A 24080-nucleotide genomic window follows, 5' to 3' on the forward strand; every position below is an offset into this window, starting at 1 on the left:
GTGTTGTTCGACTACGACTCGGAGCTGGCCCGCTACCACGAGCGGCTGCGGCAGGCCCTCGACATCCGACCCGGTGATCGTGTCCTCGACATCGGCTGCGGCACCGGCCGGACCACCAGGGACGCGGCCAGAGCTGCGGCACCGGGTGCCGCCCTCGGCATCGACGTTTCGGGCCCGATGCTGGCGCGGGCCCGCGAACTTGCCGAGAGGGAAGGGCTCCGCAATACCGGTTTCGTGCAGGCCGACGCCCAGACCCATGCGTTCCCGCCGGAGGAGTTCAGTCTGGCCATGAGCCGGTTCGGCACGATGTTCTTCTCCGACCCGGCTCTCGCGTTCGCCAACATCGGGAAGGCGCTGCGTCCGGGTGCGCGCTTGGTGCAGTTGGTCTGGCAGGCCGCCGACCTTCAGGAGTGGCAGACCGCGATCCGGGCGGCGCTCTCTCCCGGGCCTGCGCCCTCGATGCCGGTTCCGAGGGCCGACGACGCGTTCACGCTGGCCGATCCGCACGTCGTGGCCGACACCCTGACCACGGCCGGCTTCGCGGCGGTCGACGTCGTCGATGTGCGCGAGCCCGTGTACTACGGTCCGGACACCGAGCGCGCGCTGGCCGGCGTGCTCCAGCTCCGGATGGCGAAGGAATGGCTCACGGATCTGGATGCCCAGTCCTCCGAGCGCGCACTCGACCGGCTTCGCGCGACTCTCAACGCCCACGACACCGGCGACGGCGTCTGGTTCGGCTCCCGCGCCTGGCTGGTCACTGCCCGCCGACGCTGACGACCCTGCCGCTCTTCACCTGCGGTGCGCCGCCTGCTTCCTCGGCATGCGGCGCGGCCCGCGTACGTCTGCGAACCCCTACTCGTCGATCACCGAGCCGAAGTGGGCGCCGTGAGCGTTGCCGCCGAGCGCGGCAGCTCCGTAGGACCTGGAACCGTCGGCGAGCAGCCCGTTCCCGCTCGCGGGCAGGATCCACACCGCGCCGTCACCGGCGTTCTCCTCGGGCGCGGCGGCCACGAGCTCGGCCCTGCCGTCGCCGTCCGTGTCCACCAGCCGCACCTGGGTGCCCCATCCGTCGCCCGCCTCGGCGGTACCGGGGATCCCGGCGGTGTTCTGGTCGAAGTACTGGGCGCCGGTGCCCGTCAGCCCCGCCCGCGAGCCACGCAACAGCGACACCGCGCCTGCGGCGGCTTCGCCGTCCGCGTCCTCGCCGGGCGCGCCGACCGCCACGTCGGCGAAGCCGTCACCGTTGACATCGGCCACCGACAGCTCGTTGCCCCAGGAGTCGTCGAGCTCCCCGGCGCCGGGTACGCCGGGCGAGTTCTGCGACCACCACTGCGGGGCGCTACCGGGGCCCTCGGTTCCGGAAGGCCCGCCCTCGCCGCCGTAGTAGACGCCCACCAGGCCGCCGGGCGCGCTGCCCGCGGTCTCGTCCACGCCGCTGAGCTGGCCGACGGTGAGGTCGTCGTAGCCGTCGCCGTTGATGTCGCCGGAGGCGGTGCCCAGGCCGCCGTGCAGGTCGCGCCGGTAGGTCAGGCTCTCGGCGCCGCCGGTGTAGAGGGCGGACCAGCCCTTGGCGTAGTCGTCGTCGGGGCTGTATCCGGAGACGACGAGGTCGGCGAAGCCGTCGCGGTCGTAGTCGCCGGTGGTCAGGTAGGCGCCCTGGAGGGTGTGCCCGGTGGAGTGCGGGGTGCCGACCTGTCGCAGGACGCCCGCGTGGTAGGTGAAGACGTGCAGGCCGTTCTGGTCGAGCACGGTGAGCTGGTCGCCGTCGATGTCGCCCGAGAACCGTGCGGCGGCCACCGACAGGCCGAACCGTGCGTCGGCGGTCGGCTCGGCGGCGGTGATGCTCGCCGCGGGCTCGGCACCGAAGCCCTGCGCAGAGCCGTACAGAACGGTCACCCGGCCCGCGTCCTCGATGGTGCCCTCGTCCTCGCCGGGCGTGCCGATGACGAGGTCGTCGTAGCCGTCGCCGTCGAGGTCGCCGGTGGCGACCGCCTGCCCGAAGCGGTCGCCGGTCTCGGAGGTTCCGGGCACGCCCTTGGACGACTGGCTGATGAGCTCGACCCGGCCCTTGGGCACGGTGGTGTTGGTGCCGATGCCGTTGGGCGCGCCGTACTGCACGTTGACGTACCCGGCGCCTTCCTTGCCGTCGACGGTGCCGTCCGGGACGCCGGTGACAAGGTCGGTGTAGCCGTCGCCGTTGAAGTCGCTGTTGCGGTCGGCGGCGGACGTGCCGCCGGGTACGCCGGCGAACGCGGTCGGCGCGGCCAGGATGCCCGCTCCGGCCAGTACGAGGAACGAGGTGGCTGCGACGGCGGCCGAGCCTGCGGTACGGCGGGTGGTGCGCGCGCTGGTGCTCATGTGTGTTTCCCCCGTGGAAGATTGACGGTGTGTCAGTCAGGTGGTCTGGCCCGACGCGGAGTTCGACACGGGTTGCGCGGCAGAAGTTGTGGGGCCGGGGCGGGCTGTGACACACCGGGGACATCTGTTGCTGAGCACACACATACGGGGCCGTCTCACTGGCAGCTATTGCGCGACCGGGGTGCCGGCTTCTCCGCGCCGCGCAGTGAGGACGTGGCCAAGCTGGCCGGTGTCTCCCGCAAGACGGTCTCCCGGGTCCTCAACAATGAGCCGTATGTCTCCGAGGAGTCCCGGCGACGTGTCTTGGCGGCCGCCGAGGAACTCGGCTACCGGCTGAACCACGCCGCCCGGGCCCTGGCCTCCGGCCGGACCCGATCCATCGGTGTGGTCGCTCTGGGAACGGCCGGATACGGCACGGCCTCCCTGCTCGTGGGCATCGAACAGGCCGTACGGGACGCCGGCTACGCCCTGCGCGTGCTCAACACCCCCGACGGCAACCCGCAAAGCATCGCCGCCGCCCTGAAAATCCCTCCTGGAGCAGGGCGTGGACGGCATCGTCGTCTCCGAACCCATCGTCGAAGGAGAGGTCCCGCTCGGCGTCGACGTGCCGGTCCTCTTCCTGGGAGCCCCACCCGCCTTCAGTGCCGTCCGGACGTTGAGCGTCGGCGTCGGCGCCCATCAACTGGCCCGCGCGGCCACCGATCACCTCCTGGACCTGGGGCATGCGACCGTCCACCACCTCGCCGGACCGCGCCGCTGGTACGCCACCACGGACCGTATCGAGGGATGGCGGGCGGCGCTGGCGGACCGGGGCGCGCACGAACCGCCCGTCCTCAACGGCGACTGGTCGGCGGCCTCCGGGTACGCCGCGGGTCGCGAGCTGGCCGCGGACGGCTCGGTGACCGCCGTGTTCGCCGGAGGCGACGAGATGGCCATCGGCCTCATCCACGCCCTGCGCGAAGCCGGCTGCCGGGTGCCCGAGGACATCAGCGTCGTCGGTTTCGACGGCAACCCCGTCTTCGCCTACGTCTCCCCGCCCCTCACCACCGTCCGCCAGCCCTTCGAAGCCGCCTCCTCCTGCACGCCATCGAGAAACCCGACACCGCGCTGCCGCCGGCGAACGACCCACCCGTCGAACTCATCGTCCGCGGCTCCACCGCACCTCCACGCTCCCCCTGACCCACCCCACCCCGCGCCACTGCTCCGGGGCACACCCGCACCACGGAGCACCGACGACTCTTCCACCAGCGGAAGATCGTCCGCGTCAACCGACCCGACCCGGACCCTGTGTACGGGGGCGCAGAGTCGCGCGATAGTCCTCCCCGCCGTAGAGGGACTCGTAGCGGATCTCCAGGTGCAGACGCCGGGTTATCAGGTCCAGGAACTCGGCGTGCGCCTGCGGATCGTAGGGGTCCACGCTCAGCAGGAACTCCTCATAGTCGGTGGCGATGCTCTGCGTCTCGAGGAACGTCACCGCGTAGGGCCATACGGCGAGGCCGTCGCGGGCTCTGTCCGCGCCGGCCTTGTTCCACACGCCCACGACCTCACCGTCGACCGTCAGGGTGCTGCCGACGATGACGGCGGGGCCGAGCCCGGAGTTGAGGAGCCTGATCCCCGCCTTGTGTCCCTCGGACATCGTCCGTTGCAACTGGAGTATGGGGCGCACCGAGAAGCGGTTGTGCTGCCGCGTCGCGCGTACCTCGTACACCGAGACGGCGAGCGACGCCACGGCGATCACCACGGCACACGCCGCGACGACTATCTCCGAGTCCATTGCGGACTGCCCCCTTCCACCGGGCTCCGAGTCGAGCGGACCGGTTCCCCGGCTGTCCAAGTCTGTCCTGCACCTTGCCGTTGCCCTCAGCCGATCCGCCAGGGGCGGAGCTTCTCGGGGTTTCGCACCGCCCAGATGTGCCTGATCCGGTCGCCCTCGATCTCGAACGCGAACACGGTCGAGAGGTTGCCGTCCTGCCGTGTCACCAAGCCGGGCAGGCCGTTGACCGTGCACTCCAGGAACGTGGTGCGGTCACCCGACACACGGGCGATCTCGGCGTAGGCGTGTGCGATGCGCTCACCGCCCACGATCGGGTGCAGGTGGGTGACGGCCAGCCCGCCGCCGTCGGCGGTGGCCACGGCGTCGGGGTCGAGCAGGCCGATCAGGGCGTCTATGTCCTTGGCCTCCCACGCCGTTCTGAACTGCCTGACGATGCCGGCCTGTCCGGCACCCGGTCCTGCCGGGCTCTGCGCGCTCGGGATGCGTCGGCGGGCGGACGAGGCCAGTTGACGGCACGCCGCCGGAGAGCGGCCGACGATCTCGGCGACCTCGCCGAAGGGGTAGCGAAAGACGTCGTGCAGGACGAACGCGACGCGCTCGGCCGGGGTCATCGCGTCGAGCACGACCAGGAAGGCCATCGTCACCGACTCGTCGAGGGTGACCCGGTCGGCCGGGTCGCTCCCGCCGGCGCCGGAGCGCCCGGTGATCCACTCCGTTGGCTCGGGCAACGGTTCCGGGATCCAGTCGCCCACGTACGTCTCCCGCCTGGCCCGCGCCGAGCCGAGCACGTTCAGACAGATACGGCTCGCGACCGTCACCAGCCACGCGCCGGGCGATTCCACGGCCTGCTGCTCCCGTGCCGACATGGCGTACCAGCGGGTGTAGGTCTCCTGCACGACGTCCTCGGCGTCGGCGAGGGACCCCAGGAGCCGATAGCCCAGGTTGATCAGCCGACGCCGCTCACTCATGATCGCGCTGAGGCCCGGATCGCTCTGGTCTTCGCCGGGCCCGGTTCTCGTGGTCATGGTCTGGCCGTCTCCCTCACTCGCCTTGGTGCCTCTACCCGTTACGACAGGACAGCCCTCCGGAATGTGAGGCCGGCGCGTCACCTCACATTCCGGGGGGCCGCGTTGTCGTAACGGTGAGGACGACAACACCACGGAGAGGTCACCCCATGAACGACTTCCAGGCCATCGCGGACCGCGTCGAGATCGAGGCGCTGCGCGGCGAGTTCACCGACGCGGTGATGATGCGCGACCGGCCCCGCCTGGCGGCGCTGTTCACACCGGACGGTGCCTTGCGCATGCCCAACATCCCCGTCGAGCAGATCGGCCGCGAGGAGATCCTCGCCGGGGGCGAACGACTGCAGAGCCAGTGGGACTTCTTCGTACAGAACACACACCCCGGCACGATCCTGCTCGACGGCGACACCGCGACCGGCCGCGCCTACCTCCAAGAGCTCGCGCGCACCCTGGACGGACGCGAGGGTCTGAACTACGCCGTCTACCACGACCGTTACCAGCGCACCGAGGAAGGCTGGAAGTTCGCGGAGCGGGTGTACGAGGTCAGGTACCTCGACACCTCCCCGCTGGCGGGCACGGCGCCCCACGCGGCGCAGGGCTCCAGGACCGATCCGGAACACGCCACCGCCGTCCCGGCTCCGGCCGCGTCCTTCGCCGACCCGGCGACGGCCGGACAACTGGAGGGGGTGGCCGCCGCTCTGCGTGCCAACGGCTTCGCCGCCGAGATCCTCGACGACGCCGCGGAAGCGCGTGCCCGTATCAAGGACCTGATCCCCGAGGGCGCCAGTGTGCTGACCGGAGCCAGCGAGACTTTGCGGCTGTCCGGCATCGAGGAGGACATCAATACCGGCGACCGGTACGACGCCGTCAGGCCGCGCGTCCTGAGGATCGACCGGGCCACTGGCGCCGACGAGATCCGCAGGCTGGTCGCCGGCCCCGACTTCGTCGTCAACAGCGTCGCCGCGGTCACCGAGACCGGCTCCCTCGTTCTCGCGTCGGGCAGCGGCAGCCAACTCCCCGCCAACGCGGGCGGCGCGGCCCACGCGGTCTGGATCGTCGGCGCGCAGAAGGTGGTGCCCGATCTGAGCACGGCCCTGCGCCGCGTCGAGGAGCACGCCCTCCCGCTGGAGAACGCCCGCGCCCAGAAGGTGTACGGGGTGCCCAGCGCCGTCAACCGCCTGCTCGTCCTCAACGCGGAACCTCACCCGGGGCGTGGCACGGTGCTGCTTCTGCGCGAGGCCATCGGGTACTGACCCGGCCCAGGGTCCGTTCGGCCCGGGCCGAGAGCGACCCTGCCGGGAAGACAACGCCGTCGCTGAACCGTTGAGTGCGACGGCGCGGTCGCTGCGTGGCATTCGGCGGGTGGCCGTCCCGGGCTTGTCCGAGCGAGTGAGAGCGGTGATCACGCGATGAGAGCGGTGCGGTTCCACGAGTACGGCGGGATCGATGTGCTGCGGGTGGAGGAGGTGGAGCGGCCGGTGCCGGGCCCCGGACAGGTACTGGTCGAGGTCCGCGCGGCCGGGATCCAGCCGGGCGAGGTGATGATCCGCGAGGGCGCGCGGCACGGACGCTGGCCGGCCGTATTCCCCTCCGGGCAGGGCAGCGATCTGGCCGGTGTCGTGGCGGAGGTCGGGGCGCAGGTACGCGGCTTCGCGGTGGGCGACGAGGTGCTGGGCTTCACCCATGGCAGGGCCAGCCATGCGGAGTTCGTCGTGGTCGACGACGTGGACGTGGTCTCGCGGCCACAGGGACTGTCCTGGGACGTGGCCGGGTCGTTGTACGTGGCCGGCACGACCGCGTACGCCTGCGTGTTCGCGGTGGATCCCGGGCCGACGGACACGGTCGTGGTGTCGGGTGCGGCGGGCGGCGTCGGGTCTCTTGCCGTGCAGCTCGCGCGGCACCGCGGCGCCACCGTGATCGGGCTGGCGAGCGAGCGGAACCATGCCTGGCTGAAGGAGCGCGGTGTCGTCCCGGTCGCGTACGGGGAGGGCGTGGCCGAACGGATCCGGGAGGCCTGCGGCGCAGACGTCGACGCGTTCATCGACACGTTCGGCGACGGGTATGTGGAGCTGGCGGTGGAGCTGGGGGTGCGGCCCGAGCGGATCAACACCATCCGCGACTGGCAGGCCGCGGCCAGGATCGGGGCGCGGACCTACGGCGAAGGAGCGGCGGCGTGCGCCGTCGTGGTGGGCGAGCTGGCCAGGCTTGCCGCGCGGGGGGAACTGGAGGTGCCGATCGCCCGCGGCTACCCGCTGGAAGAGGTGCGGGACGCGTTCCGTGAGCTGGAACAAGGGCACACCCACGGCAAGATCGTGCTCCGCCCGTAGCGGGAGGGGCGCCTGTGTCGCCGCGGCGTACATGACACCGCGGCGACACGGAAGCAGGCCGGTCCTCAGACCGAGGACCGGCCTTCAGAACTAGGCGGGGGTGATGTTCTCCGCCTGCGGGCCCTTCTGGCCCTGGGTGATGTCGAACGTCACCGCCTGGCCTTCCTGGAGCTCACGGAAGCCGGAGGCGTTGATGTTGGAGTAGTGAGCGAAGACGTCCGGTCCGCCGCCGTCCTGGGCGATGAAGCCGAAGCCCTTCTCCGCGTTGAACCACTTGACGGTTCCGCTGGCCATGCTGGTACCTCTCAGTAGACGTCAGAACCGCACTTCGCGGTCCTGGAGGTGATCGCCCTGGTCCGGCACTGCACAGCAAAGCGCCCGCGCCTCGGCGCGGGCAGGTACTGCGAACCACGACAGCTTGCAGTGACGCTACACCGCGGAAAGGACGATCACCAGAGAGCAACAACGGTGAACCGCACGACACCGTCGAGAAGGCCTACCCAAATCCCGACCGACCCGCCCCAACCGCCTGAACAGCCCGAAGAGCGTCGATCGTCATCGACGGCCGGGCGCCGGAACGCCGAACATCGGACACGCACGGGTTGAGGCGAGACGGTTCGTCTTGTTATGGTGGGGCCATGGCTTTCCTTTTCTTCGTCTGAGTCCGGGCACGGCCGATGCCGCCGTTTCTGCTGCCCGTAGACCCTTCGTCCCACCAGGGAAAGCCACATGCGCAAGCGCGCCCCCCGCACCGCCGTACCCACCCCCACCGTCGTGGCACAACTGTCCGTCAAGGACGTCCGCAAGTCCTACGGCACCCGCACCGTTCTCGACCAGGTCTCCTTCACCGTCCGACCGGGCGAGAAGGCCGCCGTCATCGGCGAGAACGGATCCGGGAAGTCCACCCTGCTGCGGCTGCTGGCCGCGGCCGAGGTGCCGGACTCCGGCGAGATCACCGTCGGCTTCCCCGGCGGCATCGGACACCTCGCCCAGACCCTCGACCTCGACCCGGACCGCACGGTCCAGGACGCCGTGGACCTCGCGCTGGCCGAACTGCGCGCCATGGAGCGCCGGTTGCGTTCGGCGGAAAAGCGCCTCGGTGAGGCGTCCAAGGACGAACTCGCCGTATACGGCGAGCTGTTGTTCGCGTACGAGCGACGCGGCGGATACGAGGCCGACGCCCGCGTGGACGCCGCGCTGCACGGGCTCGGGCTCGCCGGGATCACCCGCGACCGCGTGCTCGGCACGCTCTCCGGCGGCGAGCAGTCGCGGCTCGCGCTGGCCTGTGTGCTGGCGGCGGCCCCCGAGTTGCTGCTCCTCGACGAGCCGACGAACCATCTTGACGCGGCGGCCGTGCGCTGGCTCGAGGAGCACCTGCGCGCGCACCGCGGCACCGTCGTCGCGGTCACCCACGACCGCGGCTTCCTGGAACGCGTCGCCACCACGATCCTCGAGGTCGACCGGGACACGCGCACGGTGCGCCGCTACGGCGACGGCTGGGTCGGCCACCGCGCCGCGAAGGCCGCCGCCCGGCGCCGCGCGGAGCAGGAACACGCGGACTGGGTCGAGGAAGTGGCCCGTGGCGAGGAACTGCTCGAGGCCGCAGGGAAGCGGCTGGCCAACACCGGCAAGGACCCGCGGCAGGGTTTCGGGAAGCACCGCCGCTCGCACGAGGCGAAGCTCGGCGGGCAGGTGCGGTCCGTCCGGGAGCGGCTCGGCCACCTGCGGCGCAACCCGGTGGCAGCGCCGCCGGAGCCGCTGCGGTTCACCGCGACGCTGTCGGCGGCAGGCGATGCGTGTGCGGTGGCGGGATCGTCGTCGAGCGCTCCGCCGCCCTCGCCCGCGAGCCGTCCCCTCGCCGAACTCGACGGCGTACGCGTGGGGGCGCGGCTGAGTCTGGACGGACGGGTCGCGATCGAGCCCGGGCAGCGGCTGTTGGTGACGGGCGAGAACGGAGCGGGCAAGACGACGCTGCTGCGTGTCCTGGCGGGCGACCTGGAGCCGGACGCGGGCGTGGCACGCCGTCCGGCTCGGATCGGATACCTGGCACAGGAGTTGCCCGCGCACTCCACCCCGCTCCCGCTGCTCGCCGCCTTCGCGGCCGGGAGGCCCGGGCTGCCGCAGGAGTACGCCGATGAGCTGCTGACGCTGGGGCTGTTCCGCGAGGAGGATCTGGAGGTGCCGGTCGCGGCGTTGTCCGCGGGACAGCAACGCCGGTTGCAGATCGCCCGGTTGGTGATCCGGCCCGCGGATCTTCTCGTGCTCGACGAGCCGACCAACCACGTCGCGCTCGATCTGGTGGAGGATCTGGAGGCGGCGCTCGCGTCGTACCCGGGAGCCGTGGTCGCGGTCTCGCACGACCGCGGCTTCCGCGAGCGCTTCCCGGGCGACCGGCTGGAGCTGCGCGGCGGCCGCAGGTGCTGATCCGCCCGGATCGGCGCCTGCGCACGTTCCCCGTATGCCACGGGACAGTCCGAGGAGCGATGAGTCTCGCCCCGGTCGGCGGTCTCCCCTCCGACACCCGGCCAAGCGCACTCAGGGAGAGCATCATGACCGCCACCTACACCGTCGACGTCTTCTCCACCCTCGACGGCTACGGCTCCTACAACAGCGACGGCGACTGGGGCGGCTACTGGGGCAAGCAGGGCGCCGAGTTCCTCGACCGCCGGCTCGCCCTGTACAGCGAGGAGCAGCGGCTCGTTCTCGGGGCGAACACCTTTCGGCTGTTCGCGCGGATTCTGGGTCCGATCAGTGAGGAGTCCGAGGTGAGTGACCCCGTGAACACGCGGATGAGGAACCTGCCCACCACCGTGGTCTCGACGACGCTCGAAGGGCCCCTTCGCTGGCCGGACGCGACCCTCGTCAGCGGTGACGCCGTCGACGTCGTCGCCCGGCTCAAGGAGGAGTCCGAGGTGCCGTTGCGCTCGCACGGCAGCCTGTCGATGAACCGGGCACTGATGGCCGCCGGTCTCGTCGACCGGGTCCAGGTGACGCTCTTTCCCGTGATCAGCGGTCGGACCGGGGCATACCCGATCTTCCAGGGTGCGGCCGACTTCGACCTCGAACTCATCGAGAGCCGGATCCTGGACGGGCACATCCAGGAGCTCGTCTACCGGCCCACCCTGCACGCCTGAGTCCACCCGGTCGGCCCTCCCCCACCCGAACCGGGCAGGATCGGGCGGGCCGGCTTCCCCCTATCTGGCGCCTCGTCAACGTCCCATACACGACAGGCTTGTTGACCGCAATTCAACCCGGAGGGGTGGCCTCCGGCAGTGCGATTGACGGTGATAGCATTCCGCCGTCTGCGACCTTGATCCACTTTTGGTCAGGCCTTGAACCTGAACGCGGCGAGTTCGCCCACATCAGCCGTGCAGTCCCCCTGGACGGGTCGCGGACCCTTGCGAGCTGTATTTGTCGACGCCTGCATGCCACGCACCGGGAAAGGTTTCCATGACTCAAGACGTGCTTCTTTGGTGCCTGGTTGCGATAGCGGTGATAGCCATAGCCGCCGTCGTGGCACTCGTGCTCCGAAGCAGAGGCCTGACGAGGAGGAAGAGGGAGTCCGAGGCCGCTCTGGAGGCGCGGCTGCAGTTCAGCCAGGAGGAACTGGGCCGCGCGCAAAGCGAGTTGGCCAGGATGCGGAACGAGCAGGACGGTGTCATCCGGGAGGCGGAGCAGGCCGCCGAGGAGAACACCAAGGCGGTCCTCAAGGGCGCCGCGCGCTTCCTGCAGAGCCTGGCGGCCGAGCAGACAACGCTGCTGGACGGGGTCCAGCGCGAGTACGGCGGCCACGCGGTCCTGGCCGATCTGATGGACATCACCCACGCCAACGCCCAGATGGCCCGCAAGGCGCAGGGTATCGCGGTCATGTGCGGTGCCCCTCTGGGGCGTCGCAACCAGCCTGCCAGCGTCTACGACGTCGTCCGCAGCGCCCAGAGCCAGATCCGCAACTTCCAGCGGGTCGAGATCATGCAGCCGAGCGGCATCGCGCTGAAGGCCTCCGCCGTCGCGCCGGTCGCCCTGGCCGTCGCGGAACTGCTCGACAACGCCGCCAGCTTCTCCCAGGCGGACGCCCCCATCGAGGTCACGTTCCGGCAGGCCCAGAAGAACCTGTGCATCGTCATCGACGACGCCGGTGTCGGCATGGGCGACGAGGAGCGTCAGCGGGCGAGCGCGCTGCTGTCCGGTGACGACATCCCCCGGCTGTCCCAGCTGGGCACCCAGCCGAAGTTCGGCTTCCCCGTGGTCGGTCTGATCGCCCGCCAGCACGGCTTCAAGGTGGACGTCACCGGCGTCTCCCGATACGGCGGCGTGCGCGCCGTCGTCCTGCTGCCAGAGGAGCTGTGGACCATGGAGGAGGCCCTGCCGCCGGCCACCGAGGCGCCTGTGAGCAGCATCCGGCCGGTGTCGGTGGAGACCGCTCGTACGGCGGGCGGCCTGCCGAAGCGCGGCGCCCGCACGTCGCCCAACGGCAACTCCGGTGCGGCGGAGCAGCCCGCCAGGCGAGCCGTCCGGCGCGGCGCCGGCAGCCTGGCCGCTCTGCAGCGCGGCACGCAGACCGCGCGCGACGTGGCCGCTCTGGACACCCCGACGCCCGGAGGGTCTGACAACGCATGAGTACGACAGACCTGTCGTGGATGGTCCAGGACATCGTGGACAACGTGCCCAGGGCACGGCACGCCGTGGTGCTGTCCGCGGACGGCATTCCGCGCGGGGCCACGGACGGCCTGACCGGCCAGGACGTGCGCACCATCTCCGCGGCCATGGCCGGGATGCAGTCGCTCAGCCGGGCCACCGCCCACTTCGCCGGGACCTCGCAGGACCGGGCGTGGATCCAGACCGTGATCGAGTTCCAGCACGGCTGGGTGTTCCTGATCGGGGCCGGCCAGGGTGCCTATCTGGCTGCCGCCGCGGAGCCCGACGTGGACATGGAGCAGCTCAGCTTCCGTATGAACCGGCTGGTCGCCCGGCTGGGCAACAACCTCACCGCCCCGCCGCGGGTGAACGCCCGGGACGCCGAGCAGTACGGGGAGGACGCCGAGGCCCGGCGCGACCAGGCGGACAGGTCGGTCACCGTGCTCGGCGAGCTGGACAAGGCCGTGGCCTCGGTACCGGGCGCCCTGCACGCCCTGCTGCTCGGTGCGAACGGTCTGCCGCGCGGGGCCAGTACGGGGATCGGCAGGGACCTCGCGGACACCATCTCGGCGGCCATGACGGGCATCCACGCCTACAGCCGGGCCACCGCGCCGTTCGCGGGCGGGGCGCACGACGACGAGTGGAGCCAGACGGTCATCGAGTTCCAGCACGGCTGGATCTTCCTGATCGCGGCCGGCGACGGCGACTTCCTGGCGGCGGCGGCCGAGCACGACTGCGACATCGAGGACTTCACCGCACATCTGAGTGACGCGATGCCCGCGCTCATCTCGCGGACGGTCGCGCAGGGAGAGAGGGCCAGCGATGCATGACGACCCGTCCGGTGAGCTCGAGCTGACGGCCCCCTTAGTCCCCCTCTTCATCGTCGCGGGGGGACGTGCCCTGCCCCGGGACAGCGAGTACGAGCACACCACGATGATCACGGCCCAGGAGGGCGCCTCGGCCACGGCCCGCACCCTGGCTCCGGAATCCCGAACGGTCATGGACCTGATCGCGGACGGCTACCTCTCGGTCGCCGAGGTCGCCGCCCACACACGACTGCCCCTGGGCATCGTGCGCATCCTGCTGGCTCAGATGGCCGAGGACGGCCTGATTCATGTGCGTAACCCGGTGCCGCACGCCGAGCGCCATGACCCCGTCCTGCTCACCGCCGTGCTCGACGGCCTGATGCGAATTCGAACCGGAGCGTAACCACCTTGTATCTGGATCCCGACGTCTCCCGCTCCGTGAAAGTCCTGGTCGTGGGCCACTTCGCGGTCGGGAAGACCACATACATCGGAAGCGTCTCCGAGATCGAGCCGCTGCAGACCGAAGAGGAGATAACCGAGGCCAGCGAGGGCCTCGACGACCTCTCCGAGACCCCGGACAAGACGACCACGACCGTGGCGATGGACTTCGGGCGGCTGACCCTCAGCGAGGACCTGGTCCTCTACATCTTCGGAACCCCCGGGCAGGAACGGTTCAAGCAGATGTGGGAGGGCCTGTCGCGGGGAGCGCTGGGCGCGCTGGTCCTGGTGGACCCCGAGCGGCTGGAGGAGACCTTCCCGATCCTCGACCTGGTCGAAGCCTTCGGACTGCCCTACGTCATCGGGGTCAACACCTTCGACGGCAAGAACCACTTCCCCCTGTCCGAAGTGTGCGAGGCACTCAACATCTCCGAGGAGACACCGGTCATCGACTGCGACGTCCGTGACCAGGACTCCTCGATGCAGGCCCTCATCACGCTCGTGAAGCACCTCTTGTCCTCACTCGGCTAGGAGCCCACCATGCAACAGCCCTTCGAGCCGACCGGGATACCGGCCGGTTGCCCCGCACACGGCAACGTCGCGATGTACGGGCCCGACTTCGGCTCCGACCCTGAGCGCACCTACGACCAGCTGCGCTCGACGGGCCCCAGCGCCCCCGTCGACATCGCGCCGGACGTCGAGGTCGAGCTGGTGACCAGTTACGACGCGAGCCTGTACATCCTGCAGAACCCGACCCTGTTCGTGCGGGACTCGCGCCGCTGGAACGCCCTCAACGAGGGGCGGGTACCGCAGGACAGCCCGGCCCTGCCCATGATGGGCTACCGTCCCAACGCCCTGTTCAGCGACGGCGCCGCGCACGCCCGGCTGCGGCAGGCGGTCACGGACAGCCTCGCCACCGTCGACCAGGGACGGCTCGTGAGGCTGACCCAGCAGTCGGCCGACTATCTGATCAGCCGTTTCAGCTCCGAGGCCCTCGGCCAGGCCGAGCTGATGGCGGCTTACGCCCAGCCGCTGCCCCTGCTGGTCTTCGGCGACCTGTTCGGCTGCCCCCCGGAACTCGGCGACCGCGTCATCGCCGGGATCACCGGCATCTTCCAGGGCACCCCGGGTGCCGACGAGATCCTGGGCGGCGCCCTCGCCGAACTGATCGCCCTCAAGCGCCGGGAGCCCGGTGAGGACCTCACGACCCGGCTGATGGTGCATTCCGCCCGGCTGACCGACGAGGAGGTGCTGCACCAGCTCGTGACCCTGCTCTCCGGCGGCACCGCTCCCCTGTCGGCCTCGATCGGCACCAGCGCCGCGCTGTACCTCAGCGACGACTGGCCGAGCGGCCTGCCCGCCGAGGACGCGGTCGTGAAGACGTTGTGGAACTACGCCCCGATCGCCAACTACGCGGCCCACTACCCCACCCAGGACGTCGAGTTGGCAGGCCGGACCTTGCGGGCGGGCGACCCGGTCCTGATCTCCTTCGCGGCGGCGAACACCGATCCCAAGCTGACCGAGCACCGTGAACAGCTCAGTTCCAAGGCCCATCTCGCCTTCGGTGCCGGCCCTCACGCATGCCCGGCCAAGGACCCGGCGTTCATGATCGCGGCCACCGCCGTGGAGTCCCTCCTCAACCGGCTGCCCGATGTCGAGATGCGCGTTCCCTTCAAGGAGCTCGCCTGGGTGGCGACGCCGTGGAGCCGCTCGCTGGTCACCGTGCCCATCCGGTACACCCCCCGCACCGTGGCACCCGCGGCCCGGACCAGGCCCGCGGCACCGTCCTCGGTTCAGCCGGCGCACTCCACCGGACCCGTCCCGCAGCCCGTCTCGGCAGGCCGGGCGTCCCACGCCGCACCGCGCCCCAAGGGCGGTCTGTTCAGCCGTTTCCGGGCCTGGGTGAATGGCGAGTGACGTAAGTAACCCTACGAGAACACTGTGTTATTGGATGCTTCAAGCATCTCACGGGTACGGATGGCGGCTGGCAGAAAGGAGCCGTCATCGTGGGAAGTCTCGCGACTCCGTCCTCGGACCGTCGGGCAACCATTTCCCTGTTCTCCCGTCTTCGGACGGCCGAAGGACAGGCCGACCCGTTCCCCATCTACGCGGAGCTCAGGGCGCGCGGCGAGGTCAGCCCCGCGCCCTGGGGCGGTTTACTCGTCAGCAGTTACGCGACCTGTGAGCAGGTGCTGCGCAGCGGTACCTGGCTCGAACCGGACACCGCATGGCGAGAGCGGCAGGGCGCACGCACCCGCTGGAGCGCCCCCTCCTCCCGGGAGATCAGCCGCACCCTGCCCGCTCTCAACCCCCCGGAGCACACCCGAGTACGCCGGTCGGCGGGCACCTTCGACCGCGGCAGCATCGACCAGATCGGTCGCCGGGTGAGTCATGTGGTCGACCGGCTCCTCGACACGCTCGACGAACGCCTGCGGGCGGGGGAGGCCGACTTCGCGGCGCTGGTGAGCGAGGAACTTCCCGTCGCCACCATCGGCGACTGGCTCGGCCTGCCGAGCGCCGACTGGCCCCGCCTGCGTGACCTGACCCACGACCAGGTCTTCACCCAGGAGCTCCTCCCCAACGCCAGCCAACTGGCCCGTTCCGACGCCGCCATGGCCGAACTGCGCACCTACTTCCTCGGCCTGGTGCGCGAACGGCGAAAACGTCCGGGCGACGACCCCGTCTCCCAGTGGATACGCACCTGGGACGGACTCGAACCGGACCAGGACAAGGCCGACGAGGCGGTCTACTTCCTCGCCCTGTTCGTCCTGCTGGCGGCCCTGGAAACCACCGCGACCCTGCTGTCGACGATGACCCTCCTGCTCGTCGAGGACCCCGACCGCTGGAGTCTGCTCGCCCAACAGCCGGACCTCGTCCCCTCGTTCGTGGAGGAGTCCTTGCGCTACGACCCTCCCACCCACGTGATCAGCCGCGTCGCCGCCCAGGACACCGTCCTGGACGACATCGAGGTCGGCGCCGGCGAGATGGTCCACCTCCTCGTGGGCGCCGCCCACCGTGACCCCGCGCGGTTCGCCGACCCCGACGCGTTCGACCCCCACCGCAACCCGAGCCACCTGGCCTTCAGCTGGGGCATCCACTACTGCCTCGGAGCACCGCTGGCCCGGCTGGAAGCGCAGACCCTGCTCCGCCGAATGATCACCCGTCTGCCGAGACTCACCCTGGCCCGCCGCCCCGCGTCGGCTCCCCGGGTGGCGTTCAGGCGCCTGCTGAACCTGGATGTAACACTGGCATGAACCCGCCAACCGCCCCCGCTCCCGTGTCCGCCGCCTCCGACCGGGAACCCGCGCACACCCCCGATCCCTCCCCCCTACCCGCTCCCTTGGCCCTCAGTCGAACCGGACCCGTCCTCCATGTCCGGCTCAACCCCTCCGCACAGGACGACATCCTGAGCGCCGCGGTCCTGGACGCACTCATCGCCGTCCTCGACAACCTCCACGACCAGCCCGACATCCGCATCCTGGTGCTCTCCTCCCTGGGCGACGACTTCTGCCTGGGGGCCGACCGCCGGGAGTACCAGGACGCCCTGGCCACCGACCCCACCGGGGCCACCCTGCGGCGTATCGCGGACAAGGCCCACCGCGTGTGCCAGGCACTGGAGGACACCCACGTCGTCACCATCGCCCGGCTCCACGGCAAGGTGATCGGCGCCGGCCTCGCGCTCGCCGCCTACTGCGACCTCCGCGCGGGCGCGGACACCAGCCACTTCCGCATGCCGGAGGTCGGCCTCGGACTCGCACCCGCCTGGGGCGGCGCCATGGGCCGTCTGATCACCGAGGCCGGTGCCGCCCGGATCCGTGAACTCATGCTCACCTGCGACGACTTCGACGCCCCCACCGCCCATCGCCTCGGCCTCCTGCACAAGGTCGCCCCGCTCGACGAGCTGGACGACACCATCACCGCCTGGACCAAACCCCTCGCCCGTCGCTCCCCCCAGGCCCTCGTGCTGACCAAACGGATGCTCACCGGCTACGCCAGAGCCGCCCGTACCGCCGACACCACTCTGCTGGACTCCCATCTCCTCGCCGCCCAACTGGCCCAGCCCCGCTGACCGACCCTCAAGAACCCCCGTTCACCGGGAGTTCGGCGTCCAGCACGGCGAACTCCCGGTGAACGGGGCGCAGTCCAGCCCTCACACCCCGCCAGTGATCTGGTGCGACTACCACATGGCCCCGAACGACGGACCCGGCCTCACCCGATCGGGCCACACCGGGACCAGCCCGTACCACCCGCGTACGCGGGCACGTTGCACCGACATGAATCGCACCGCCACCACCGGATGCCTCGACCTCAACGACCAAGGCCGGCACGCCCCGAACCCCGACCTCGCCCCGCCGCCTCATGCGGACCCGCCCATCTATGCCGCGCTCGTCAGGGAGTGGCGGGCCGACGGCCGGACGCTTCCGGGTACGCGAGATCCGCAGTGGATGCTGCTGACGGCCCTGAGCCCCGCTGTCACGGGACAGCCCACCACTGCGCCCGACCCGGGCCGCTGGGAGCGGGTAGGCGTCCTGCCCGGCGCGTCCGGTGCGAAGCCGGCGCCCGCACATTGACGACGGCGCACGATGGACGAGCGGACCGCCGCGCCGGGTCCCCGGCGGCAACGAGCCGGGGTCACACGGTGCGACCGCCGCCCCGCCCGGGTGGTCCGGGGACCGGTGCCCCGCAGGTGGGACAGCGCCGCTTGGTCCGTTCCCGGGCGGCCAGCCCGCCAAGTGCCAGTTGCAGAGCCAGTTCCACGGCGGCGGGCACGAACAGCGCCCCGCTGCCGTCGGGCGGCACCAGCCAGCGCAGCCGTCCCGCCGCCCGGTTGGGGGCGGGCACCGCGACCCATGCGCCCTTGCCCGCATAGCGGATGCCCGAGCCGATCCAGCGGCCCTCCGGGTCCGGCGGCAGGAAGAAGGCCACCCGGCGGGCGCCTGTGTCCACCAGCGCCGGCCCGGGCGGCTGCGGGATGCCCAGCAGAGCGTCCAGGGCCGGCACGGCCAACTCCTCCGGCACGCTCAGCACATCCCAGAACCGGCCACAGCCCAGCACCGCGGTCCCGCCCTCACTGTGCCACTGCCTTTTGCACTCCCGCGGGTCGGTCGCTGCTGCCGACAGCCATTCAATGGCCTGCCGAGAGACGGTTCGCATGATGTCCTCCGGGATCCATTTGCCCGCGCAAGCGGGACGTGCTCCCCCGCATCCGGGACGGCCGGACCCGGCACCTTCATGCTGGTAGATATTTCTACTGAGCGGAAGGGGTGGCGAACCATGGCGATTACCTTCGCCCGTCTGCGGAAACGCTCAGTCGAGGCAGAACTCGTTGCCCTCGACGTCCTGCATCACGATGCAGGACTCGTTGAAGCCGTCGGCTCGCAGCAGTTGCACACGCGTCGCACCGAGCGCGACGAGTCGGGTGCACTCGGCTTCGAGCGTGGCGAGCCGCTCCTCACCCACGAGCCCCGTGCCGACTCGTACATCGAGATGCACCCGGTTCTTGACGACCTTGCCTTCGGGCACGCGCTGGAAGTACAGCCGCGGCCCCACACCCGAGGGATCACCGCAGGCGAACGACGCGCCCTGCCGCTCCGGCGGCAGAGACCGATCGAAGTCGCCCCACGTGGCAAACCCCTCCGGGGGCGGCGGTACGACGTACCCCAACACCTCGCACCAGAAGCGAGCGACACGCTCGGGTTCCGCACAGTCGAACGTGACTTGGAACTTCTTGATCGCTGACATCGGCGCACGATAGCAAAGGGTCCGGGCCTCTCGGTTCCCGGTGTGGATCCGCCTGCTCAGGCCGGGTAGGGGGTCACCTCGCGTGCCGACTTGAGGGCGCCCGCCCACCAGGCCAGCTGGTCGAGCAGTGTCTTGGCGTAGCCGGGGGTCTCGGGGTCGAGCGGGCGGTCGTCGTGCCATGCCGTGAAGTAGTTGGGAAAGGCGAGTCCGTCGCGGATCGTCACCGCGTGCAGTTCGGTCAGCACGTTCTCCAGGTGCAGGACCGCGTGGCGGCCGCCCGCCGCGCCGCCGTAGCTGACGAAGGCGACAGGCTTGGCCGTCCACTGGGTGAAGTGCCAGTCGATGGCCGCCTTCAGGGAGGCGGGGTAGCTGTGGTTGTACTCGGGGGTGACGAGGACGAACGCGTCCGCGCTCTCCAGCGCCGAGGTCAGTGGCCGCATCCCGGCCGGGCGGGGGTAGTCGTCACCGGCGTACTTCGGCGATGCCGCGGGCAGGGACAGCGGGATCTCGACGTCGGCCAGATCGATGACATCGACGTCGAAACCGCCGTGCAGGCCCGCCTGTTCGGCGAACCAGGAGGCCACCACCGGGCCGAACCGCCCCTCGCGGACGCTCGCGACGACGACCACCAGCTTGTGCGTGTTGTTGTCCATGCCCACCACCATCGGGGCGGCCCTCAGCGACAGCCAGGCCGAGCTCAGGCTGGCCCCCGCAGGGCCACCCTCAGCTCTCCGCGTCCCGTCCGCCCCGCCCTATCCTCAAGGCATGGGTACGCCGTTGGGGGACTTCATCCGGAGCAAGCGCGACAGTGTCCAGCCGGAGACACTCGGGCTGCCGGATCGGGGCCGCCGCCGTTCACCGGGGCTGCGCCGCACGGATCTCGCGGCGCGAGCCGGCATCAGCGTCGAATATCTGACCCGCATCGAGCAGGGCCGAGACCGCAACCCCTCGGTGGCGGTGGTCAACGCGCTCGCCGACGCCCTCAGCCTGTCCCCCTCCGAGCGCGCCCACCTGCGCTATCTCACAAAGATCTCCGGCGGAGAATGCATCGCGCACGCGCCACCCGCACCCCCGCCCCGGCACGTGCGAGACGCCGTGCAGCAGACACTCCGCCTCCTCGAACCGGGCATCGCCGTAGTCACCAACCGGCTGGGTGACATCCTCGCCCACACCCCCGCGTACGAGTCGGTGACGAACGGCAGCGGACTGCTCGACGCCGAAACCCCGAACCTCACCCGCTACGTCTTCACCGACTCCCGCGCCCGCACGTTCTTCGCCGACTGGGACGACATCGCCGACGAGCAGGCCTTCGACCTGTGGCTCGCCCCCTCCGCGGCGAGCTCCGAGTGGTTCACCACACAACTCGCGCCCCTCGCCGGCCCCGAACTGACCCGCCGTCTGAACCGGCACGTCGTTCCGGAACGCGGAGTCCTCCGGGTCAACCACCCAGCCGGACACGAGCTTCGGCTGCTGCGGGAAACCCTCGAACTCCCCGAGGACGAACAACAGTTGACCATCCTTCTCCCCGCGGACGCCGAGACCGCCGCGGCCGTCGAACAACTCCGCCACCGACGCCGACCCCACAGCGTCCTCCGGGCCATCTCCTGACCCGCACCGAGCGGGACCCGTTGCCGGACCGGGCGTGAGGTGGTGGAGACTTCCCCCATGCCCTACGACCCCGGCGGAGTCCTGTTCATCACACTCGGCCTCGTTCTCGTCGTCGCCGGCTCCCTCTGGCGCGGGCGAGTCCTGCGCCCCCTCTCCGCGGAGCGGGCCCGGGCGGCCGTGACCCGGGACCGGTCCCGGAACCTGCTGCGCGCCGCGGACATGGCCATCGCCGAGGCACGCCGCCAGGCCACACAGGGCGAGCCGGCCATCGTCACCGTCGGGGACGTGCGCAGGACGGCGTGCCGGCACTACGGATACGACTCCGTGGGACGCGAAGAGGCAGCCGCGGCCCTCCGCCGACGCTTCGAGGACTCCGGCTGCCGGAGGGACTGCATGACCGACGCCTTCAACTGACCGCCTCCCCGCCCGACAGCCGTACCTTGCCGGGAAATGAAGTCCAGCATGCACCTCCTGGAAGACCCGTCCGAGCTCTCGCCGCGGGCACAGGATTTCCTCCACCGGACGGGCCGACGTGAGCGCCCCGCCCGGTTCGGGGTGCCGATGGAGTTCTGGCACGTGCACGATCATGCGGGGAAGCTCGTGCCCGCCCCGCTGGATCTCCTCATCCGATGCGAGGGTTTCGAGCAGAAGTTCGCGGGCCTTCGGTACGAGGTACGCCGTAGCCGGATGGTGGCCGGGGAGCGGTACGAGTCCGTCCGCAGGTGGGAGTACGACCACCTCGGCATGAAGACGCGAGCATGGCAGGACCCCGGAAGAGGCGGCTGGTACTTCGAATGGACCGGCGAGCGGGTGTCGAAGCCGTGCCGGGACCTGATCCACACCGACGGCAGTGTGGGCACCGACGTCGACGGCAGCGGTCCCTACCTCCCCGTCGCACCGTCCCTCCTGCATCTGATCGAATCCCATGCCCTCACCGACACCGTCGCGACATGGCAGCCATGGCCCGTGGGCACGCTCGCGGCAGCGGCCGTCGCGCTCCTCGACGGTCTGGTGGAAGTCCCCGAGGCCTCATGGAGTTCCTCGCGGTGGCGGCTGTCGGACGCCGTCGCTGTCATGGACCACGACACCTGGGACCGCGTGAACCCGCGCCGTCTGACGCACATCTGGTCTCGCGGAGAGGCCGGCCACCGCCAAGTGCGGGCGCTCATGGACTGATTGGGCAAGATGACCACGCTCAGGGTGACGCCTTCTCGAACAGGGCGCCCGATGGTGGCATTGACGTACGACAAGACCGCTCCGTACGATCACGATCGGCATTGAGTGTCAGCGTCCAGCCCTGGCTTGCTGACCGGCAACCCTCCCGCGCGGTGGGGTGCTCCAGGTGAAAGCCCGGCGGGATCACCGAGGATTCCCGCAAGCGCGTGGCCCCGTCTTTGGGGCCGGAGACGGGGAGGACCGGTATGCGGCACGGTGGTGAACTCAGCGCCTCGTTCGCTCTCGCCACGGTGTTCTCCCGCCTCGCGCGTCGACGCCATATCGATCTGAAGCGCTCGACCAGCTGCCTCTGTCAGGCCTGACGAGCCCGTCCGCGGTCGGCTGACCTCCGCCGCCGGCCCACCTTCCCCGCGCTCTTCCCGGCCACCGGCTCTCCCGGTGTCGCCCGCCTGTCCCCGTCTGCACAGCGCTCCCCCGCCACCGGCGTCACGCCGGCCGGGGCCGCACACCCATGCACGGCCGTGCCTGGTACGGCACCCCCTTGCCTGGTGACACGAGTAGGAGAGACCCCTCCGTGACAGCACTTCCGGATTTCAGAACCTCCCGATGGGCGCCCCTCGCCGCCCTCCTGACCACCAGTGTTCTGCTCACCGCCTGCGGCTCGGGCAGCACCGGCCCGGGCAGCGGAAGCAACCGACCCCAGTCCGGCGGCACCTTGACCTTCGCGGTGGGTTCCGACGCCGGCTGCGTGGACCCCCAGCAGGTCGGCAGCAACGAAAGCATCTACTCGGTACGTCAGACCGTGGACTCCCTCACCGACCAGGACCCTGAGACCGGCAAGATCGTGCCATGGCTCGCCAAGAGCTGGGACATCAACGCCGACGCGACGGAGTTCACGTTCCACCTGCGCTCGGGTGTCACCTTCAGCGACGGCTCCGAGCTGACCGCGCAGGTCGTCAAGGACAACTTCGACGCGGTCCCGAAGCTCGGTGCGTTGGGCGTCCTCGCCCAGGGCTATCTGAGCAGCGTCAAGAGCACCGCCGCGGTGGACCCGCTCACCGTCAGGGTGACCTTCAAGGAGCCCAACGCGCAGTTCCTCCAGGCGACTTCGACCCACTCGCTGGGCATCGAGTCGTCGGCGAGCGTGAAGAAGACGCCGCAGCGGAAGTGCAGCGACGGTGTCGTCGGATCGGGGCCGTTCGTGCTGAAGCAGTACGTGCAGAACCAGTCGATCACCCTGGCCAAGCGCACCGGGTACGCCTGGGGCTCCTCGCTGTGGTCCAAGAAGGGCGAGGCCTACCTGGACAAGCTGGTGTTCAAGGTGGTGCCCGAGGCGGGGGTGCGGGCCGGAAGCCTCCAGTCCGGCCAGGTGGACGCGATCAGCAGCGTCGGCAAGGCCAACGAGGCGGCCCTCAAGGGCGGCCAGGTCACCCTCCTGCGCAGGGCCAACCCCGGCGTGGTGTTCGGGCTGGGCATCAACAACTCGCGGCCCGTCCTCAAGGACGCCAAGGTGCGCCAGGCGATCCTCGCCGCCGTCGACCGCAAGCAGATCGCCGACACGGTCTTCCCGACCGGTACGAAGCCGGCGACCAGCGTCCTGGCGCACACCACGCCCGACTACACCGACCTCTCCTCGGACCTCGCCTTCGATGCGGCCAAGGCCAAGGCCCTGCTGGACCAGGCCGGTTGGAAGGCCGGCGGTGACGGCGTCCGCGTCAAGGACGGCAAGAAGCTGAGCCTGGCCATCAATTGGTTCCCCAACGCGGGCACCAACCAGCCCGCACTGGAGCTGGTCCAGCAGCAGCTGAAGGACGTCGGGATCGACGTGACGCTCAAGCAGGGCCAGGTCAGCCAGTTTGCCACCACGCTCCAGGGCGGCGACTTCGACCTGGTGTGGGGCAACGTGACCCGCTCGGACCCGGACATCCTGCGCAGCTCCTTCTCCACGCGGCTGGCCAACTTCTACCGGCTGCCCGCAAGTTCGCTGGACACGGCGCTGTCCGGACAGGCCGCGACGACGGACACTGCCAAGCGCAGGCAGCTGGTGGACGACGCGCAGAAGCTGATCGTGCGGAACGCGTACAACGTGCCGGTCGTGGAGCTCCAGACCCAGCTGGGCGTGTCGCAGAAGGTGCACGGCCTCGCCTTCGACTCGGGCAGCCGCATCCAGCTGCACGACACCTGGATCGGCTAG

Annotated in this window: 24 protein-coding genes, 1 pseudogene and 1 riboswitch; of the genes and pseudogenes, 18 read left to right on the plus strand and 7 right to left on the minus strand. The window is 70.4% G+C overall.

Annotated features, from left to right (window positions below; all coding sequences use genetic code 11):
* Positions 1–774 (plus strand): class I SAM-dependent methyltransferase, encoded by a 774-nt coding sequence (locus tag OG381_RS05535; RefSeq protein WP_327714973.1) that lies wholly within the window; start codon positions 1–3, stop codon positions 772–774.
* A 78-nt stretch (positions 775–852) separates the two neighbouring features.
* Here OG381_RS05535 and OG381_RS05540 read toward each other — a convergent pair whose 3' ends face one another.
* Positions 853–2358: an FG-GAP and VCBS repeat-containing protein gene (locus OG381_RS05540; RefSeq protein WP_327714974.1), complete on the minus strand. Its 1506-nt coding sequence runs from the start codon at positions 2356–2358 to the stop codon at positions 853–855.
* 168 nt (positions 2359–2526) lie between these two features.
* Here OG381_RS05540 and OG381_RS05545 point away from each other — a divergent pair.
* A pseudogene (locus OG381_RS05545) lies at positions 2527–3537 on the plus strand (LacI family DNA-binding transcriptional regulator).
* 85 nt (positions 3538–3622) lie between these two features.
* Here the strand turns inward: OG381_RS05545 and OG381_RS05550 are convergent.
* The gene (locus tag OG381_RS05550; RefSeq protein ID WP_327714975.1) at positions 3623–4132 is read right to left on the minus strand and encodes a hypothetical protein; all 510 of its coding nucleotides are present in this window, start codon (positions 4130–4132) and stop codon (positions 3623–3625) included.
* An 86-nt stretch (positions 4133–4218) separates the two neighbouring features.
* Complete coding sequence (gene sigJ / locus OG381_RS05555; RefSeq protein ID WP_327714976.1) at positions 4219–5157, minus strand: RNA polymerase sigma factor SigJ; 939 nt, start codon at positions 5155–5157, stop codon at positions 4219–4221.
* 149 nt (positions 5158–5306) lie between these two features.
* Here sigJ and OG381_RS05560 point away from each other — a divergent pair, with 149 nt between their 5' ends.
* Positions 5307–6407, plus strand: a complete 1101-nt coding sequence (locus tag OG381_RS05560; protein ID WP_327714977.1) for an LUD domain-containing protein — start codon at positions 5307–5309, stop codon at positions 6405–6407.
* Positions 6408–6563: 156 nt separating this feature from the next.
* Positions 6564–7481, plus strand: a complete 918-nt coding sequence (locus OG381_RS05565; RefSeq protein ID WP_327714978.1) for an NADP-dependent oxidoreductase — start codon at positions 6564–6566, stop codon at positions 7479–7481.
* A 90-nt stretch (positions 7482–7571) separates the two neighbouring features.
* Here the strand turns inward: OG381_RS05565 and OG381_RS05570 are convergent, their stop codons facing one another.
* Complete coding sequence (locus OG381_RS05570) at positions 7572–7775, minus strand: cold-shock protein (protein ID WP_037751662.1); 204 nt, start codon at positions 7773–7775, stop codon at positions 7572–7574.
* Between the two features lie 435 nt (positions 7776–8210).
* On the opposite strand from OG381_RS05570, the gene OG381_RS05575 reads away from it, so the two are divergent.
* The 10 genes from OG381_RS05575 (at position 8211) to OG381_RS05620 (ending at position 17931) form a co-directional block, all read left to right on the plus strand.
* Complete coding sequence (locus OG381_RS05575) at positions 8211–9905, plus strand: ABC-F family ATP-binding cassette domain-containing protein (RefSeq protein ID WP_327714979.1); 1695 nt, start codon at positions 8211–8213, stop codon at positions 9903–9905.
* 125 nt (positions 9906–10030) lie between these two features.
* Entirely contained in the window at positions 10031–10615 is a 585-nt protein-coding gene (locus OG381_RS05580) for a dihydrofolate reductase family protein (RefSeq protein ID WP_327714980.1), read from the plus strand.
* A gap of 388 nt (positions 10616–11003) precedes the next feature.
* Positions 11004–12098, plus strand: a complete 1095-nt coding sequence (locus tag OG381_RS05585; RefSeq protein WP_443061875.1) for an ATP-binding protein — start codon at positions 11004–11006, stop codon at positions 12096–12098.
* A 20-nt stretch (positions 12099–12118) separates the two neighbouring features.
* Positions 12119–12946 (plus strand): roadblock/LC7 domain-containing protein, encoded by an 828-nt coding sequence (locus OG381_RS05590; RefSeq protein WP_327722388.1) that lies wholly within the window; start codon positions 12119–12121, stop codon positions 12944–12946.
* Positions 12939–13325 (plus strand): DUF742 domain-containing protein, encoded by a 387-nt coding sequence (locus OG381_RS05595; protein ID WP_327714982.1) that lies wholly within the window; start codon positions 12939–12941, stop codon positions 13323–13325. The genes OG381_RS05590 and OG381_RS05595 overlap by 8 nt, the downstream gene beginning before the upstream one ends.
* A gap of 5 nt (positions 13326–13330) precedes the next feature.
* On the plus strand, positions 13331–13891 hold the full coding sequence (locus OG381_RS05600) for a GTP-binding protein (protein ID WP_171145029.1): 561 nt from the start codon (positions 13331–13333) through the stop codon (positions 13889–13891).
* A 9-nt stretch (positions 13892–13900) separates the two neighbouring features.
* A complete protein-coding gene (locus OG381_RS05605) occupies positions 13901–15277 on the plus strand; it encodes a cytochrome P450 (RefSeq protein ID WP_327714983.1) in 1377 nt (458 codons plus the stop codon).
* An 89-nt stretch (positions 15278–15366) separates the two neighbouring features.
* Positions 15367–16614 carry a cytochrome P450 gene (locus tag OG381_RS05610; protein WP_327714985.1) on the plus strand — a complete coding sequence of 416 codons (1248 nt, stop codon included), beginning with the start codon at positions 15367–15369 and terminating at the stop codon, positions 16612–16614.
* Positions 16615–16700: 86 nt separating this feature from the next.
* Positions 16701–17429: an enoyl-CoA hydratase/isomerase family protein gene (locus tag OG381_RS05615; protein WP_327714986.1), complete on the plus strand. Its 729-nt coding sequence runs from the start codon at positions 16701–16703 to the stop codon at positions 17427–17429.
* Between the two features lie 205 nt (positions 17430–17634).
* Positions 17635–17931 carry a hypothetical protein gene (locus tag OG381_RS05620; protein ID WP_327714987.1) on the plus strand — a complete coding sequence of 99 codons (297 nt, stop codon included), beginning with the start codon at positions 17635–17637 and terminating at the stop codon, positions 17929–17931.
* Between the two features lie 61 nt (positions 17932–17992).
* Here the strand turns inward: OG381_RS05620 and OG381_RS05625 are convergent, their stop codons facing one another.
* The 3 genes from OG381_RS05625 to OG381_RS05635 form a co-directional block, all read right to left on the minus strand.
* The gene (locus OG381_RS05625; protein WP_327714988.1) at positions 17993–18514 is read right to left on the minus strand and encodes a hypothetical protein; all 522 of its coding nucleotides are present in this window, start codon (positions 18512–18514) and stop codon (positions 17993–17995) included.
* A 153-nt stretch (positions 18515–18667) separates the two neighbouring features.
* Positions 18668–19102: a VOC family protein gene (locus OG381_RS05630; protein WP_327714989.1), complete on the minus strand. Its 435-nt coding sequence runs from the start codon at positions 19100–19102 to the stop codon at positions 18668–18670.
* A gap of 56 nt (positions 19103–19158) precedes the next feature.
* Positions 19159–19755, minus strand: a complete 597-nt coding sequence (locus OG381_RS05635; protein WP_327714990.1) for an NADPH-dependent FMN reductase — start codon at positions 19753–19755, stop codon at positions 19159–19161.
* 112 nt (positions 19756–19867) lie between these two features.
* Here OG381_RS05635 and OG381_RS05640 point away from each other — a divergent pair, with 112 nt between their 5' ends.
* The 4 genes from OG381_RS05640 (at position 19868) to OG381_RS05655 (ending at position 24080) form a co-directional block, all read left to right on the plus strand.
* Positions 19868–20710, plus strand: coding sequence for a helix-turn-helix domain-containing protein (locus tag OG381_RS05640; protein ID WP_327714991.1), 843 nt, complete (start codon positions 19868–19870; stop codon positions 20708–20710).
* Positions 20711–20767: 57 nt separating this feature from the next.
* Positions 20768–21124 carry a hypothetical protein gene (locus OG381_RS05645; protein WP_327714992.1) on the plus strand — a complete coding sequence of 119 codons (357 nt, stop codon included), beginning with the start codon at positions 20768–20770 and terminating at the stop codon, positions 21122–21124.
* 36 nt (positions 21125–21160) lie between these two features.
* On the plus strand, positions 21161–21886 hold the full coding sequence (locus tag OG381_RS05650) for a hypothetical protein (RefSeq protein WP_327714993.1): 726 nt from the start codon (positions 21161–21163) through the stop codon (positions 21884–21886).
* Between the two features lie 97 nt (positions 21887–21983).
* Positions 21984–22097, plus strand: a riboswitch (SAM riboswitch).
* A gap of 363 nt (positions 22098–22460) precedes the next feature.
* Positions 22461–24080, plus strand: a complete 1620-nt coding sequence (locus tag OG381_RS05655) for an ABC transporter substrate-binding protein (protein ID WP_327714994.1) — start codon at positions 22461–22463, stop codon at positions 24078–24080.

This window comes from Streptomyces sp. NBC_00490 (assembly GCF_036013645.1).
GTDB classification, from domain to species: domain Bacteria; phylum Actinomycetota; class Actinomycetes; order Streptomycetales; family Streptomycetaceae; genus Streptomyces; species Streptomyces canus_F.